This window comes from Actinomycetota bacterium (assembly GCA_019347575.1).
Lineage (GTDB): Bacteria > Actinomycetota > Nitriliruptoria > Nitriliruptorales > Nitriliruptoraceae > JAHWKY01.
Map to the genome: position 1 here is coordinate 1 of JAHWKY010000019.1, position 15,693 is coordinate 15,693.

General features: G+C 70.6%; 15 protein-coding genes. 7 read left to right on the forward strand and 8 right to left on the reverse strand.

From position 1 onward, the window contains the following. From KY469_13565 to serB, 3 genes are all read right to left on the reverse strand, one after another. A partial coding sequence (locus KY469_13565) for a hypothetical protein (GenBank protein MBW3664122.1) occupies positions 1-525 on the reverse strand: 525 nt, incomplete at its 3' end. A 42-nt stretch (positions 526-567) separates the two neighbouring features. Continuing rightward, on the reverse strand, positions 568-834 hold the full coding sequence (locus KY469_13570) for a hypothetical protein (protein ID MBW3664123.1): 267 nt from the start codon (positions 832-834) through the stop codon (positions 568-570). 88 nt (positions 835-922) lie between these two features. Further along, a complete protein-coding gene (gene serB / locus KY469_13575) occupies positions 923-2,152 on the reverse strand; it encodes a phosphoserine phosphatase SerB (protein MBW3664124.1) in 1,230 nt (409 codons plus the stop codon). Between the two features lie 96 nt (positions 2,153-2,248). On the opposite strand from serB, the gene dapC reads away from it, so the two are divergent. Further along, on the forward strand, positions 2,249-3,424 hold the full coding sequence (gene dapC / locus KY469_13580) for a succinyldiaminopimelate transaminase (GenBank protein ID MBW3664125.1): 1,176 nt from the start codon (positions 2,249-2,251) through the stop codon (positions 3,422-3,424). Beyond that, complete coding sequence (locus KY469_13585; GenBank protein MBW3664126.1) at positions 3,421-5,031, forward strand: PQQ-like beta-propeller repeat protein; 1,611 nt, start codon at positions 3,421-3,423, stop codon at positions 5,029-5,031. Before dapC ends, KY469_13585 begins: the two co-directional genes overlap by 4 nt. A gap of 20 nt (positions 5,032-5,051) precedes the next feature. On the opposite strand, the gene KY469_13590 is transcribed toward KY469_13585, so the two are convergent. Beyond that, entirely contained in the window at positions 5,052-6,653 is a 1,602-nt protein-coding gene (locus KY469_13590; protein MBW3664127.1) for a cell wall-binding repeat-containing protein, read from the reverse strand. Between the two features lies 1 nt (position 6,654). On the opposite strand from KY469_13590, the gene KY469_13595 reads away from it, so the two are divergent. From KY469_13595 to KY469_13610, 4 genes are all read left to right on the forward strand, one after another. Beyond that, the gene (locus tag KY469_13595; protein MBW3664128.1) at positions 6,655-7,560 is read left to right on the forward strand and encodes a 2,3,4,5-tetrahydropyridine-2,6-dicarboxylate N-succinyltransferase; all 906 of its coding nucleotides are present in this window, start codon (positions 6,655-6,657) and stop codon (positions 7,558-7,560) included. 1 nt (position 7,561) lies between these two features. Further along, the gene (locus KY469_13600) at positions 7,562-8,458 is read left to right on the forward strand and encodes a M20/M25/M40 family metallo-hydrolase (protein ID MBW3664129.1); all 897 of its coding nucleotides are present in this window, start codon (positions 7,562-7,564) and stop codon (positions 8,456-8,458) included. A gap of 338 nt (positions 8,459-8,796) precedes the next feature. After that, the gene (locus KY469_13605; protein MBW3664130.1) at positions 8,797-9,990 is read left to right on the forward strand and encodes a hypothetical protein; all 1,194 of its coding nucleotides are present in this window, start codon (positions 8,797-8,799) and stop codon (positions 9,988-9,990) included. 75 nt (positions 9,991-10,065) lie between these two features. Next, the gene (locus KY469_13610) at positions 10,066-10,221 is read left to right on the forward strand and encodes a hypothetical protein (GenBank protein MBW3664131.1); all 156 of its coding nucleotides are present in this window, start codon (positions 10,066-10,068) and stop codon (positions 10,219-10,221) included. Positions 10,222-10,224: 3 nt separating this feature from the next. Here the strand turns inward: KY469_13610 and KY469_13615 are convergent, their stop codons facing one another. Beyond that, positions 10,225-10,968 carry an acetoacetate decarboxylase family protein gene (locus KY469_13615; protein ID MBW3664132.1) on the reverse strand — a complete coding sequence of 248 codons (744 nt, stop codon included), beginning with the start codon at positions 10,966-10,968 and terminating at the stop codon, positions 10,225-10,227. Positions 10,969-11,053: 85 nt separating this feature from the next. On the opposite strand from KY469_13615, the gene KY469_13620 reads away from it, so the two are divergent. After that, positions 11,054-11,656 (forward strand): TetR family transcriptional regulator, encoded by a 603-nt coding sequence (locus KY469_13620; protein ID MBW3664133.1) that lies wholly within the window; start codon positions 11,054-11,056, stop codon positions 11,654-11,656. Here KY469_13620 and KY469_13625 read toward each other — a convergent pair whose 3' ends face one another. From KY469_13625 to KY469_13635, 3 genes are read right to left on the reverse strand one after another with little or no spacing between them, the layout of a single operon-like run. Beyond that, the gene (locus tag KY469_13625; GenBank protein ID MBW3664134.1) at positions 11,657-13,267 is read right to left on the reverse strand and encodes an acyl-CoA synthetase; all 1,611 of its coding nucleotides are present in this window, start codon (positions 13,265-13,267) and stop codon (positions 11,657-11,659) included. Between the two features lie 24 nt (positions 13,268-13,291). Beyond that, a complete protein-coding gene (locus KY469_13630; protein ID MBW3664135.1) occupies positions 13,292-14,374 on the reverse strand; it encodes an acyl-CoA/acyl-ACP dehydrogenase in 1,083 nt (360 codons plus the stop codon). A 10-nt stretch (positions 14,375-14,384) separates the two neighbouring features. After that, positions 14,385-15,563 (reverse strand): acyl-CoA dehydrogenase family protein, encoded by a 1,179-nt coding sequence (locus tag KY469_13635; GenBank protein MBW3664136.1) that lies wholly within the window; start codon positions 15,561-15,563, stop codon positions 14,385-14,387. Between the last annotated feature and the right edge of the window lie 130 nt (positions 15,564-15,693).

Sequence of the window (15,693 nt, forward strand, 5' to 3'; positions counted from 1 at the left end):
GAAGTCGTCGCTGGAAGCGATGACCGCGAGGTGCATCAGCGCCTTGGCGGAGAGGCGGTCGTCGGCGACCGCCGCGACGAGCGGGGCGTACGCGCCAAGATCCTCGTCCCGGACGAGCGGGGCGTGCAGGCGCACGTGCTTGGCACGGACGGGGACGTTGACGTGGACCTCGAGGTCGTCTGGCGGTGTGCCGTCCGCCATCCAGGCGGACAGGGGCTGGGCCTGCTGCCAGTAGGCGGCTGGATCGCCGTCGCGGTGTCGCGACGGGACCGCCAGCGTCTTGCGGGGGTCGACGGTGAAGCTCACCAGGCCCGGTCCGTGCTCGTCCACGTGCTGCTCGGCGTGTCGCTGCTCGAGGTAGGCAGACACCCGGCGGCCGTGCGCGTACGCCCCCGGCGCGGCGCGGTCGAGCTCGCCGGGAGGTCCGAGCCGATCGCTGAGATCCGCGCGGGTCCGCAACCCCTCCTCCTCGATGAGAGGCAGGCGCCGCACCCGCGTGAGGTGGAAGACGGTCACTCGGTCCACGGCAGGCCTCGGTTGAGCGGACGGGCGAGGGTAGTGACGGGATCAGTCCTTGAGCTGACGATCGAGGTCGGCCTCGAGTCGTTCGAGCTGCGCCTCAGCCTTCTGCAGATCCGACTGGCCGGTGTCGGCGGCGGCCGCGAGACGTCGCTGGTAGCCGCTGCGCCGCCCCACCGACATCGTCGCGACGTCGATGCGCGCATGCACCGCGCGGAGACGTCCGGTGAAGGCGAGCAGCCGTTGCACGTCCACGAGAGGCCGCTCGGCCGGGCCCGCACCGTCGCGGTCCTCGTCCGAGGATGCATCCGCCACGGTGCAGCTCCTAGCCCTCGCCTCCGTGCTGGTGTCGGGCCGTGGCCCCAACCAGCAACGGCGTTCAGCGTAGTGGCAGGCAGTCAGGTCACGCAGGGGGTGTACCGGGCACCGGGACCGGGTCACCGGTGACCGTCGGGTCGTCGGCGTCGGCAGCTTCCACCTCGTCACGACGGATCCCGAGCACGAACAGGATCGCATCGAGGTAGGGCACCGAGACGGCGGTGTCGGCTGCTTCGCGCACCACCGGCTTGGCGTTGAACGCGATGCCCAGTCCCGCACGCGCCAGCATGTCGAGGTCGTTGGCACCGTCGCCCACCGCGACGGTCTGCTCGAGCGGGACCCCCTCGCGGGCGGCGATCTCGGTCAGCAGCTCGGCCTTCCGGGCGCGGTCCACGACCGGGCCGACGATCTCCCCCGTGAGCCTGCCGTCCTCGACCTCGAGCTCGTTCGCGTAGGCGTGGTCGAGGCCGAGCTCGTCCGCGAGCCGGTCCGTCAACAGCGTGAAACCTCCGCTGACGATGCCGATGCGGAAGCCGAGTCGCTTGAGCGTGCGGATGAACGTGCGTGCGCCAGGCGTCAGCCGGACGCGCTCGCTGACGCGTCGCACCGCTTCGATGTCCAGACCTGCGAGCATCCTGACGCGCTCGCGGAGGGCGCTCTCGAAGTCGAGCTCACCCGTCATCGCTCGTTCGGTGAGATCGGCGACCTCGTTGGCGCGTCCGGCCTCGTCGGCGAGCAGCTCGATCAGCTCGTCCTCGATCAGGGTCGAGTCGACGTCCAGCACGACGAGGCGCTTGGCGCGACGCTCGAGGCCCTCTCGCTGGACGGCGATGTCGACACGGTGGACCCCCGCGGCCTCGACCAGTGCGGCCCGCATCGCGTCCCCGTCCCCACCCGCCACGATGAACTCGAACGTGACGACGGGGTACCGCGACAACCGCACGATGCGGTCGATGTTGCCGCCGTGGTCCGCGATCGCGGTGGTCACGGCGTGCAGGGCGGTGGGCGTCAGTCGGCTCGCCATGACCGTGACCGCCCAGTGCGGTCCCGCGACCGGTGACGGCCGGTCCTCGACGACCTCGAAATCGAGCTGGAGATCGCGGTCCCACCCGAAGAACAGCAGATCCTTCAGCACCCTGCTGTCACCCTCGGGGATGCTGATCAGCACGTCGAGGGTCAGCCGCTGTCGCACGACGACCTGCTCCATGTCGTAGAGCTCGACGTCGCCGCCGCTGAGAGCCTCGAGCAGACCCGCGGTGATCCCGGGCCGGTCACGCCCGGAGATGCGGACGAGGAGGGTTCGTCGATCGGTCAGAGACAGGCCTCGGAGCGGAGCGCGGCGAGCCTACCCAGGTCGCCGCTCCGGTGACCTACCGAGCGCCGTCGGGACGCTCGCGTACCCTCCCCCGCCATGGTCACCTCCAACCCCGCCCTCCGACGCCTCGGCGGCTACCCGCTCGCGCGTCTGCAGGACCTCGCCGAGGACCTGCGCGCGAGCGGCGCGACGGTGCACGACTTCTCCATCGGCGACCCCGACGAGCCCACCCCCTCGTTCATCCGTCAGGCTCTGGTCGACGATCTCGGACCGGTCAGTCGCTACCCCACGGCCACCGGCCGTGTCGCGCTGCGGGAGGCCATCGCGAGCTGGGTAGGGCGTCGGCACGGCGTCACGATCGACCCGGACGTGCACGTGCTACCCACCTCGGGGAGCAAGGAGGCCATCTTCCACCTGCCGCTGGCGGTGATCGATCCGCACGGATCGCGCCGGCACGTCCTGTGGGGGGACCCCGGCTACCCGGTCTACGGGCGGGGCGCGCTGTTCGCCGGAGGCGAGTCCGACCCGGTGACCCTGACGCACGCAGACGGGTGGTTGCTCGACCTCGGGGCGCTCGATCACGACCGCCTCGATCGTGCGTGCATCGCGTGGGTCAACTACCCCCACAACCCCACTGGAGCGGCGGCTGATCGCGCCTACCTCGCCGATCAGGTCGGGGTCGCGCGCGATCGCGACGTCCTGCTGTGCTCCGACGAGTGCTACCAGGAGGTGTGGTTCGACGAGCCCGCCCCATCGGTGCTCGAGGCCTGCGGGGACGACCTGACCGGGGTCCTCGCGTTCGTGTCGCTGTCGAAGCGGTCGGGGATGACCGGCTACCGCTGTGGAGCCGTCATCGGCGACCCGGAACTGATCGCTCGGTTGCGCGTGCTGCGACCCAACATCGGCGCTGCGCCGCCGGGGTTCGTGCAGGCCGCAGCGGCGGCCGCGTGGGCCGACCAGGAGCACGTCGACGAGCGGCGCGCCGTGTTCGCCGCCAAGCGCGACGTCGTCCTGAGCTTCCTCGACCGGGCCGGCATGACGGTGTCCGGATCGGCGGCCACCTTCTACGTGTGGTTCCGCGCCCCGAACGGTGACGACGTCGACTACTGCGAAGCGTTGCTGAAGGAGCGGATCGTCGCGTCCCCGGGTCGCTCGTTCGGGGACGGCGGAGCGGGGTGGATCCGTCTGGCGCTCGTCCCGACGGTCGAGGCCTGCCGCGACGCCGTAGGGTCATGGGGCGAGGCCATCGACGCCGGACGGCTCCCGACGTGACGCAGCGTCCCTACCTCGTGGTCGTCTCCGCAGCGCTGCTCGCGGTCGGTCTGGTCGTCCTCGCGGTCCGCACCTCGGGTCCCGGCCCCGCGGCGGCCGACGCGCGTCCGGTCGTGGCGCAGCCGACCGCGACGACCGCCCCGGGAACCGCGGCCCCGGAACCGACGTCGCCTGCAGCGAGCCCCACGACCTCGCCCATGCCCGAGAACCGCGGGATGGTCGGGGCGTCCACCGTCGGTTCTCCCTGGGGCACGATCGCCGGGTTGCTGCAGTTCCGGGGCAACCCGACCCGCACCTGGTACGGGACCGGACCGGTCCCGACCGCGCCTCGGGAGGTGTGGCGCTACCCCGATCGGACCATGTGCACCGAGGAGGTGACCGGCGAGGAGGTCGTTCAGACCACCGACGCCGAGGGCAACGTCATCGACACCACGCGGCCCGTCACCAAGCTGTGGTGCGGGACGGGGTGGACCGGCCAGCCGGTCGTGTGGGAACGGCCCGATGGCGTGACCGAGGTGATCTTCGGGGGCTTCGACGGGGCGGTGCACTTCGTCGATGCCGCGACCGGTGAGGCGACGCGCGCGAAGTTCCAGACCGGCCACATGATCAAGGGCTCGGTGACCCTCGATCCGAACGGGTTCCCGCTCCTCTACTTCGGCTCGCGCGACGACAACCTCCGCATCGTGGCACTGGACCGCGGTGATCCGGTCGAGCTGTGGCGACTCCCCGCGAACCCCAACCGGGTGTGGAACAACGACTGGGACGGCAACCCCGTCATCGTCGACGGGCTGCTGCTCGAAGGCGGCGAGGACAGCTGGTTCTACGCCATCGAGCTCAACCGTGACACCGACGCCGACGGGCTGGTGACGGTCGCGCCGGAGGTGCTCGTCGAGGTGGAGGGGTGGAACGACCAGCTCTTCCGGGACGTCGGCGATCGCAACGTCTCGATCGAGAACTCGGTCGCCGTGTTCGAGGACCGGGTCTACTTCGCCAACTCCGGCGGACGCGTCGTCGGCCTCGACCTCGCCGATGTCCGCAGGGGCGAGGCTCCGGTCGTCTTCGACTACTGGGTCGGCGACGACGTCGACGCTTCCATCGTCATCGACGCCGAGGGGATGCTGTACGTGTCGGTCGAGCTCGAGCGCTTCCTGCCCCGTGCCGAGGAGGTCGGACAGCTCGTCAAGCTCGATCCCTACACGGCGGGCGACCCGCGGGTCTGGGGCGTGGCGGTCCCGCCCCGCCCCCCCGGCGGCGGGCCCGACGACGGCGGGATCTGGGGCACCCCCGCTCTGCACGAGGGACTGCTCTACGCCACGACCCACCCGGGCGACCTGCTGGTCGTCGACACCGCCACGGGCGAGGTGGTGTGGCGCCAGGACATCGGCTACCACGAGTGGTCTTCACCCGTCGTCGTCGACGACACGCTGATCGTCGGGGCGTGCGAGGAGGGCGGGTTGCTCGCGTGGTCGCTGCGGGACCCGCGTGCCCCGACCCCGCTATGGGATGTGACGGTCGGGGGTGGGGCGTGCATCGAGTCGACGCCGGCGGTCTGGAACGGCGGCATCTACGTCGGCAGTCGCGACGGCTTCTTCTACGGCCTGCGCTGAGGCCTGCGGCCCTTCGGGCGTCACCGACGCATCGCGTCGAGCAGCTCCGCGAACACGTCCGCCGTGACGGCAGCGGTGCCGCCGATGACGGTGCCGACGTCGAAGCGTGACGCCTGGTCGACGATGAAGTCGCGGACCGCGGTGGCACCGCCGGCGAGGTCGGCTGGATGCACGAGCACCACGACGCCGCCGACCCGGGCGGCGTACGCACCCGCGGTGAGGCCGTCCGGGAAGTCGGCGCCGGTCGCGAACACGAGCGGGACGTCACCAGCGGAGAGCCGCGCCAGAGCCTGCTGCGCCACTGCGACGGTGGTGCCGTACCGGGAGGGCCCCTCGAGCCGCTCCACCTCGTAGCCGAGTTGTCGGAGTCGCGTCTCGACGGCGTCCGCGATGGCGGCGGTGCCGCCCAGCAGCCACACCTTCCGTGTATCGAGCTGAGCGAGGGTCGCCTCGGTCACCTGAGGGAGCGATCCGCTGCGGGTCAACAGCGTCGGCAGCCGGTCGGGACCGGCCGACAGCGACCCGGCCGACAGCGCATCCGGCCACGAGTCACGCGCGGGGTCATCGTGCTGCCCGAGTGCCACGACGACCTCCGCGGCCGGGCTCGCCCCGACCTCGAGCGCGACCGCGCGTGCGGTCTGGAACCGGTCCGCCCCTTCCAGACGACGGACCGTGAAGCCGCTCTCGACCAGCTGGTCCTCGACCGCCTGCGAGACCGCCGCGACGCCCCCGAGGATCCAGACGGTCTCGACCCTGAGATCACTCAGCGCCTGCAGGACCTCATTGGGAAGCTCGTCCTTCCGCGTCAGCAGCAGCGGGGCGTCGAGCTTCGCGGCCAGCGCGGTCGCCGCGAGTGCGTCCGGGAACGCGAAGCCCGTCGCGAGCAGGGCGTGCTCGGCCTCGGACCATCCGCGGCGTGCCGATGCCACCGCCGTGAGGATGCGGTCGTCCCCAGCCGTCCGCGACAGGCTGGCTCCGTCGGTCACGGTCACGGTCGCGTCGTCGGACGCGTCCTGGTCGTCGTCGTCGGTGACGGTCAGCGTGACGGTGAAGATGCCCTCCTGCGGGAACGGCACGACGACGGTCGCGCCGGTGGCGTCGGCGTTGCCGTCACCATCGACGTCCCACGCGTAGGCCTCGATCGCGCCACCCTCCTCGGGATCCCGACTACCGCGCCCGTCGAGGGTGACGCTGTCTCCTTCGACGACCTCGTAGGGCCCGCCAGCGTCGGCGATCGGCGCGGGCGGCTCGCCGGGATCCGACCCGTCGGTCACGAACACGGTTCCGGACATGCCCACGCCTCCGTCGGCACCGTGGACGGAGCAGTGGTATGGGAACTCGCCCGGAGCGTCGAACTTGTGGGTGAAGTCGATCGACCCTGTCGTCGGGGCGCCCGAGGAGAACGAGTCACCGTCCGCTTGGACGTTGTGGCTCCTGCTGCCAGCCGCCTTGACCCAGTGCACGGTGGTCCCGACCTCCACGGTGAGATCCTTCGGCGTGTAGGTGTCCGTGTTGGCACCGATGGTCACGGTCGCGTCGGGGTGGTCCGCACGGACGGGACCCGGTACCGACAGCGCTGCGACGACGCTCGTGCTGACCACGAGGACGAGCATGCGGTTCACGATGCCTACCTCCCTGTCGGACCCCAGCGCGCCCGCGGTCGAGCCTCCCCCCTCTTCTACGCTCCGGAGCGACCGGAGGTTCAGGGTGACCGACCAGCTCAAGGCGACCATCGAGGCGGCGTTCGCCGCCGACGACGACTCGTGGAAGGGCGGGGACGCCCGCTCGGCGGTGCACGAGGCCATCGACCTGCTCGACCGTGGCGAGGTACGGGTGGCCGAGAACGTGGACGGCGAGTGGCGTGTGAACACGTGGCTCAAGGAGGCGATCCTGCTGCTGTTCCGCCAGGCCGAGATGGAGACGATCGAGGTCGGCCCCTACGAGTACCGCGACAAGATCCCGCTGAAACGCGGTTGGGAGCGAGCGGGCGTCCGCGTCGTGCCGCCAGCGACGGCGCGCTGGGGAGCCCACATCGAGTCCGGAGCCATCCTGATGCCCAGCTACGTGAACATCGGGGCCTACGTCGGCGCCGGGTCGATGGTGGACACGTGGGCGACCGTCGGTTCGTGCGCGCAGATCGGCCGTGACGTGCACCTCGCCGGAGGGGTGGGCATCGGTGGCGTGCTCGAACCGCCCGGGGCGCGCCCCGTCATCGTCGAGGACGGGGCGTTCATCGGCTCACGCTGCATCGTCGTGGAGGGCAGCATCGTCGAGGCCGAGGCCGTCCTCGGCGCCAACACCGTCATCACCGCCTCGACGCCGATCATCGACGTGACCGGGCCGGAGCCGGTCGAGCACCGCGGCCGCGTCCCCGCCCGAGCCGTGGTCGTCCCCGGGACGCGTCCCAAGGAGTTCCCGGGCGGCACGGTGCAGCTCTCGGCCGCGATCGTCATCGGCCACCGCAAGGCGTCCACGGACCGCAAGGTGTCACTCAACGAGGCCCTCCGCGAGTTCGACGTGCAGGTCTGAGGTGGCCGACGCCGAAGCACTGACGGCACGGACCCTCGAACTGCTGCGCATCCCATCGGTGACCGGCGACGAGTCCGCCATCGCCGATCACGTCGCTGCCACCTACGGCTCCGACCGCGTCACGCGCGTCGGCAACAGCGTCGTCGTTGGCGAGCCGTCGGGACGGCCGGCGATCGCGCTCGTCGGGCACCTCGACACCGTCCCCGCGACCGAGGACGACCGCGAGCCGCGGGTCGAGAGTGGCGTCATCGTCGGGCGCGGCGCGTCGGACATGAAGGGGGGGATCGCGGTCGGTGAACGGCTCCGCGCCGACCTCGCTGGCTCGTCACCGTACGACCTCGTGCTCGTGCTCTACGCGGCGGAGGAGGGACCGGACGAGCACAACGAGCTGCGCACGGTCCTCGCCGAGGTCCCGTGGCTCCACGATCTCGCCCTCGCGATCATCCTCGAGCCGACCGACCTCGAGGTCCAGGCTGGCTGTCTCGGCGGCCTCCACGCGCTGCTGTTGTTCACGGGGCGCGCCGCGCACTCGGCCCGACCCTGGACCGGCGAGAACGCGCTGACGAAGGCCGGGTCCTTCCTCGCCGAGCTCCACGAGCGCCCCGCGCGGGAGGTCACCGTCGACGGCGTCACCTACCACGACGTGTGGACGGCGACGCAGGCCAGCACCGAGAACGCACGCAACGTGGTACCCGATCGGTTCGTGGTGAACCTCAACTACCGCTTCGCGCCGTCGCGTGACCTGGCCACGGCCGAGGCCGAGCTCCTCGCAACGGTGGACGGCCGTGCCGAGGTCGAGATCGTCGACCGTGCGGCCCCCGCTCCACCGCGTACCTCGGATCGCCTCGTCGCGCGGTTCGTCGAGCTCGTCGGGGGCGGTGAGGTGACCGGCAAGTAGGCCTGGACCGACATCGCCCGGTTCGCCGAGATCGACGTGCCGGCGGTGAACTACGGGCCCGGGCTGACGTCCCAGGCGCACCAGCGCGGTGAGCACGTGCCGATCGACAGCCTGACGGCGGCCTACGACCGACTCCGCGCCTTCCTCACCGCGGATCCCGCTGCATGTTGACCTGAGCCGTCCCCCCGGCTGGCACCACCGTCCGCACCCACACGTCGGCGAGGCCTGCACCCGCACGGACCGCGACGGTCTCGCGGTCGGCGCCCCGAGCTCCTGCTGACGGGCTAGGCTGCCGCAACCTGAACGACCTGTCAGGTTCGCGGGCGAAGGGGACCACGGTGGCGCGGTGGACGGTCGCGGCGGGAGTGCTCCTCGTGCTGTCTCTGGGCAGCCAGGCACGGGCGCAGGACGGGGCGACCATCACGCCCGGCTTCCCCGACGACTTCCCCGTCATCATCGACAACTCCCTCGGCGTGCCCGTCATCGGGTTCGGATCGGACGTCGGTGCGGTCACGCGCACGCCGGTCATCTTCCTCCACGGCAACAACGACACGCCCTACCCCACCGACTGCAACGGAGCGTTCGGCTACATCGTCAACATGGCGCAGTACTTCCTCGAACGCGGCTACACCCCGGGTGAGCTGTGGGGGCTGGGCTACCAGGGCGAACAGTGCGACCAGCTCGTCGATCCCACCATCAAGTCGGGCCCGACGCACTCGACCGTCGCCAACGTCCCGGACCTACGAGCGTTCGTCGCGGCGGTCCTCGACTACACGGGCGCGGAACAGGTGGACATCGTCGGTCACAGTCTGGGCACGACGCTCACGCGCGAGTGGATGCGGCAGGACGACGCCTACCACCTCGTCCGCACCCTCGTCGGGGTCGACGGCCCCAACCACGGCATCCTCAACTGCTCGCCCGACCCCCGCAACTTCTGGCAGGCGCCCGCCCTCGGGGGGTTCACCCCCGACAGCGCCATCTGCGTCGAGTACGGCGCCGGCGACACGCCCTTCCTGACCACACTCAACGCCGGAGACGAGACTCCCGGCCAGACCACCTACGTCGCCTTCGTGAACGCGGACGTGAGCTTCGTGTACATCGACGAGCAGGACGGCACGCTGCCGCCGGTACCGGCGCAGAACCGTCGGGGAGAACCCGAGGACTTCTCGCGCAGCGCCTGGCTGGACGGCGCCGAGGTCGTGGAGTTCACCGGTCAGGGCCGCTACGACGGGGCGCTGCTGACGGCGCACCTCGGCATCATCAACTCGCCCGAGGTGTGGCAGGCCGCGTACGAGCGACTGGCTGCTCCTGCGGTCGACGCGTTCGCCGGAGAGCAGCCGACGCCGGATCGGGAGCGCCCACCGACGCCGGTCTCCGACCACGAGCTGAGAGCACCGCTGCCCGCCACCGGGGGTGGTCGTTCGACGGTGGTCGCGGGTGGCGGCGCGGCCATACTCGCCGTTCTGGCCCGGCCACGCGGCCAGGGTTGGCCTCGAGGTACCGGTCGGAAGGAAGGGGTGAGCCGACGGTGAGGTGAGCAGTCGTCACCGAACGTGGGAGCACCACGGACGGAGACCGTGGGAGTAACGACGGATGGAGGCGCGGCCATGGACCTCACGGATCTCGACAACGCGCTCGCCGCGGCCGAGGAAGCGCTCGCACCGGTCTTCGGACCGAGCACCCGGAGGTTCATCGCGCGCCTCGTCCTGCAAGCGGCTCTGCCTCACCTGGCCCTGCCGAGTGGCTACGAGCATCCGGCCTGACGCTCAGCCGATCCTCTCAGCGGGACCGAACGTGCCGTTGAAGTGCTCGAACCACATCGACAGCAGCGGGCGCCTGGGCAGACCCAGCGTCCGCAGCGACGCCGCGAGCGGGTGGTCGCCGAGTTCGATACTCGCCCCGCCCAGCCGGATGCCGACGCCCCGCCCCGCCTGTTCCGCTCGCGTGCGGTGCAACTTCCCGTCGAGTTGGGTGTAGGTCGTGATGGTCTGCGGTCGCAGCGTCCTCGATCCGCCGGTCCGGACCGTCAGCGTCAGCACGTGTCGACCGTCCATGTCGAGACGGCCAACGGCGTGCCCGTCGCGGCGCTCGAACGAGATGTCCTCGACCGACTTGGGGAAACCCCAGATCCGCCGCCCCGCCTCGCACGTGAACTCCTGATCGACGGGCAGGGCCAGGATGTAGGTGCCGAGCCTGCCTCGGAGCATGCGGTAGGCGTCGGAGACGACGGGGACGCCGCGGGGCTGGTCTCGAGGGCGGACGAACAGCAGGATCGAGACCTCGAGGTAGTCGCCGAGGTCGTTGTCGTCGTAGTCGATGACACCGATGAGCAGCGGCGTGCGACCCGGGAGGGCCGTCGCCACCTCGAGGTCGTCGGTGGGGAGCAGGCTCTGGGCCGCTCGCGACCTCACCAGGAACGTCGCCATCGCCGCACGTGCGTGACGGACCTCGACGGGGAGGGTCACGTCGCGATCGAGGATCCGGTACGTCGGGGCGCTGTCGGTCTTCACCCGCCCTCCTTCGCCACCGCCGAGCGTAGGCGCCGTCCGGAGGCTGTGCTAGAACGTGTTCCAGTTCACAGCGTGAGGGGTCTCGATGGCATCGGATGTCGCGACGGGCATCGCCCCGGACGAGCTCAACGACACGCAGCGAGAGCGCCGTGAGCGCATCCTCGAGGCGGCCACCGAGCTGGCCGTCGAAGGTGGCTACGAGGGCGTGCAGATGCGTGACGTCGCTGACCGCGCCGAGGTCGCGCTGGGGACCCTCTACCGCTACTTCCCGTCGAAGGTCCAGCTGCTCGTCAACGTCCTGCACCAGCTCGTGGCCGATATGACCGAGCAGATCACGAAGCAATCGGTGCCGGGGTCGACGGCTGCGGATCGTGTGCTGAACCTGCTCAGCCGCGCGATGCGGACCCTGCGCCGCGAGCAGGCGCTCGCCGACGCGATGATGCGGGCGCTGATGTTCGCCGACGCGAGCGCGGCCGCAGACGTGGAACGCGTCAGCGACGTCTTCACCGCAGCCGTCACGCACGCGCTCCGCGGCCCCGACCGTCCCACCCGCGACGACGACGCGGCGGTCGCACGGGTCATCGAGAACGTGTGGTGGGCCTACATCCTGTCGTGGCTCTCGGGGCGGCTCACCGCCCGCGAACTCAGCGACGAACTCGAGGTCGCCGTCCGCCTTCTCGTGCGCTGATCACGCCTCGGCGAGGACCGCACGGGCCCACTTGTAATCGGGCTTGCCCGCGGGTGACCGGACCACCTCGTCGACGATCGCGAGCGCGCGCGGGACCTTGTACCGCGCGACCCGGTCGGCCAGGTGGGCTTCGATGTCCTCCGGCGACGGCGCCTGCTGCCCGGAGGAGACCTGCACGACCGCCCCGACCCGCTCGCCCCAAGTCTCGTCGGGGATCCCCGCGACGATCGCGTCCACGATCGCGGGGTGGGCCTTGAGCGCCGCCTCGACCTCCTCTGGGTAGATCTTCTCCCCGCCGGAGTTGATGCAGACCGACCCGCGCCCCATGACGTGGATCACCCCGTCCGTGTCGACGGTGGCGTAGTCGCCGGTGAGGACCCAACGCTCGTCGTCGATGACCGGGAAGGTCTCGGCGGTCTTGTCCTCGTCGTTGTAGTAGCCGAGCGGGATGTGGCCGCGCTGCGCCACACGTCCGATGTCGTCCGAGCCGGGGTCGACGACGCGGTGGTCGTCGGTGATGACCGCCGTCCGCTCGGTGACGTTGAACTTGAGGCCCTCGTCGGGGCTTGAGCCCTCCGCCTCCGAGCCGCTGTAGCCGGTCTCGGACGAGCCGAAGCTGTCGAGGATGTTGCCGCTCGGGATGGCCTCGTTGAGCCGTTCCCGGACGGTCTTGGACAGGATCGCCCCGGCGCTCGAGATCACGAACAGCGACGAGGTGTCGTAGTCGCCCTCCGCGAGCGCTTCGATGAGCGGGACGGCCATCGCGTCGCCGACGAGCGAGATCGTGTTGACCCCCTCGTTCCGGATCAGCGTCAGCGCTCCGTGACCAGAGTACTTCTCGATGAGGCAGACCTTGCTGCCGCCCCAGAAGCCGATGAACGTCCCGAGCTGGGCGGCGCCGTGCATCAGCGGCGGCGCCGCGAACATCGCGAGCTGGAACGCGCCCTCGGAGTTGTCGATGCGGGTGTGCAGCTCCTCAGGCGAGCTGACCGGCTCCGCCACGGGGTTGCCGCCGCCCATGCCCGCGAAGAACACGTCCTCGTGGCGCCACATGACGCCCTTCGGCATCCCCGTGGTGCCGCCGGTGTACAGGAGCCAGATGTCATCGCCGGAGCGGCCGGTGAAGTCGCGCTCGGACGAACCACCGGCCAGGAACGCCTCGTACTCACGTGTGCCATCGGGCACGTCCCCGTCGGGCTCTCCCGAGACGATGAACAGCTCGAGGGTGTCGATGTCGTCGGCGACGGCGGACACGCGCTGCGCGAACTGCCCCCCGAAGAGCAGGCCCTTGAGGTCGGCGTTGTCGTACAGGTAGCGCAGCTCGCCCTCGACGTAGCGGTAGTTGACGTTGACCGGGACCGCCGAGATCTTGAAGCAGGCGAGCATCATCTCGACGTACTCGTGGCCGTTGGTGATGTGGCAGCCGACGTGGTCGCCCTTCCCGATCCCCGCGGCCGACAGCGCGTGCGCGAGCTGGTTCGCTCGCTCGTCGAGCTCGCGGTACGTGCGGCGGCTCGTCACCTCGCCGTCCGCGTCGGCGCACACGAGCGCGGTGCGGTCGGGGATGTGGTCGACGATCGACTCGAACAACTCGCTGAGCTGGTACTCCACGGCGGCACCTCCGTCAGGGTGGGTTCACTCGGCCAGGACCGCGCCGAGTCGGATGAGTTCGCGCGTGGGCGTCCCGAGCGTGTGCTCGAGCTGCTTGGCCCACACGAAGTAGCGGTGGAGGGGGTAGTCGAGGTCGACGCCGATCCCGCCGTGCAGGTGCTGGGCGGCGTGGACGACGCGCATCGCTCCGTCGCCGGCCCAGAACTTGGCGGTGTGCACCGCAGCCGCGCTGTCGAGCTCGGCGTCGAGCCGGTACAGCGCCTGCCACGCGGTCAGTCGCACCATCTCGGTGTCGACGAACGCGTCGGCCGCGCGCTGCGCGACGGCCTGGAACTCGGCGATCGGCTTGTCGAACTGGCGCCGGTTCGACGTGTACTCGGCGGTCATCCGCAGCGCGCCCTCGCACACACCCGCCTGGATGGCGCACAGGACGGCCGCCCCCCGCTCGGCGACCCACCGCACCGCCTCCACGCCTTCGACGAGCAGCTCCGCCGGCGTCGCCTCGAAGATCACCTCGGCGTGCGGCTGACGGTTCGTGGTGAGTTGCGGGGTGACGTCGGTCGGCGCCGCGAGCAGAAGCGCCGGGCCGGCCGCGCTCACGGCCGAGACGATCGCGCGATCGGCCTCCGCCCCGTAGGGCACCAGCGTCTTGCGGCCGTGGAGGTGCCACGAGTCGCCGTCGCGCTCGGCTCGCACCGACGGGGCGTGCAGGTCGTCGTTGCCCACCTCCTCCAGCGCAACCGCGAGGAGCGTCTCCCCCGACACGACCCCGGGCAGCCACGCCGACCGCTGCTCGGGACTGCCGAAGCGCGCGAGCGCTGCCGCCCCGACGATCGTCGGCATGAGCGGTAGAGGGGCGACGTGGCGGCCAGCCTCCTCGAAGACCCCGAGCAGGGACAGCAGCCCCAGCCCGCTGCCACCGTGCTCCTCGGGCACGACCGCCCCGACGACTCCACCCTCCGCGAGCGCGCGCCACAGGTCGGCGTCGTAGACCGAGCCTTCCCGCGACTCGAGCTCCTTCAAGTGTCCGTGGGTGCAACGGTCCGACAGCACGGAGCGGGCCACCTCCGCGAGCGCCTGCTGTTCCTCGGTCAGGGCGAAGTCCACGGCAGCCTCCTCAGCGCAGCGATCGCGGCATCTTCAGTCCGAAGATGGCGATCAGGTCGCGCTGGATCTCGTTGGTGCCGCCTCCGAAGGTGAGGATCAGCGAGCCTCGGTAGGCCCGCTCGACCCGTCCGGAGATGACCGCGCCGGGCGAGCCGCGCTTCAGTGAGCCGGCACTGCCCATGACCTCCATGAGGTAGCCGTAGCACTCGCAGTACATCTCGGTGCCGTAGACCTTGGTCGCCGAGGACTCCTCGACGTTGACGACCTCCTGTGTCACGCCCCATGCGACCTTCCAGTTGATGAGGCGCAGCGCGTCGAGCTTGGCGTGGACCTTGCCGAGCAGGAGGCGGACCCACTCCTGATCGATCACCCGGCGCCCGTCGGCGAGCTTGGTGTCCTTGGCCCACTCGCGCACGTCGACGTAGTTCTTCTCGAGCATCCCAGGGGTGGCGAGGGAGACGCGCTCGAAGTTGAGCTGGTGCACGATGCACTTCCAGCCCTCGTTCAGACCTCCGACGACGTTGCTCAACGGCACGCGGACGTCCTCGTAGTAGGTCATAAAGGTCCGCGCGTCGCCCATCACCTCGATGGGCGTGTAGCTGAAGCCATCGGCGTCCGTGGGGACGATCACGATCGAGATGCCCTGGTGCTTCGAGGCGTCCGGGTCGGTCCGGCACGCGAGCCAGATGTAGTCGGCGTGATCGGTCAACGAGGTGAAGATCTTCTGCCCGTTGATGATCAGCTCATCGCCCTCGACGACGGCGCGGGTCGTGAGGCTGCCGAGGTCCGTCCCGGCCTCGGGCTCGGTGTACCCGATCGCGAAGATGCACTCGCCGCGCAGGATCCGTGGGAGGAAGTGGTCCTTCTGCTCCTGCGACCCGAACGTCTGGATCGAGGGGCCGATGCTGTTGATCGTCAGGAACGGGATGGGCAGGCCGGCGCGCATGGCCTCGTCGAAGAAGATCCACTGCTCGATCGCGGACCTGGCCTGCCCGCCGTACTCGGTGGGCCAGCCGATCCCGATCCATCCGTCGGCTGCGAGTTGGCGGAGTGCGGCCGTGGACTGTGGCCCTCCGCCGAACTCGCCCACGGCGACCTCGTCGTGAAGCTCCGAGGTCACCAGGGCCTGGAAGTAGGCCCGCAGCTCGTCGCGCAGCGCGCGCTGCTCGTCGTCGAGGTCGATGCGCACGCGCACTCCCGGGCCGTGGACCCGTGATACTAGAACACGTTCCAGTTGTTCGTCACGTGCTCGAGTAGCGGAGCGGCAGCACGCAGGGCTTGACGGCGGGCTCCCCGGCGGACAGAGTCCGGGCCACCCC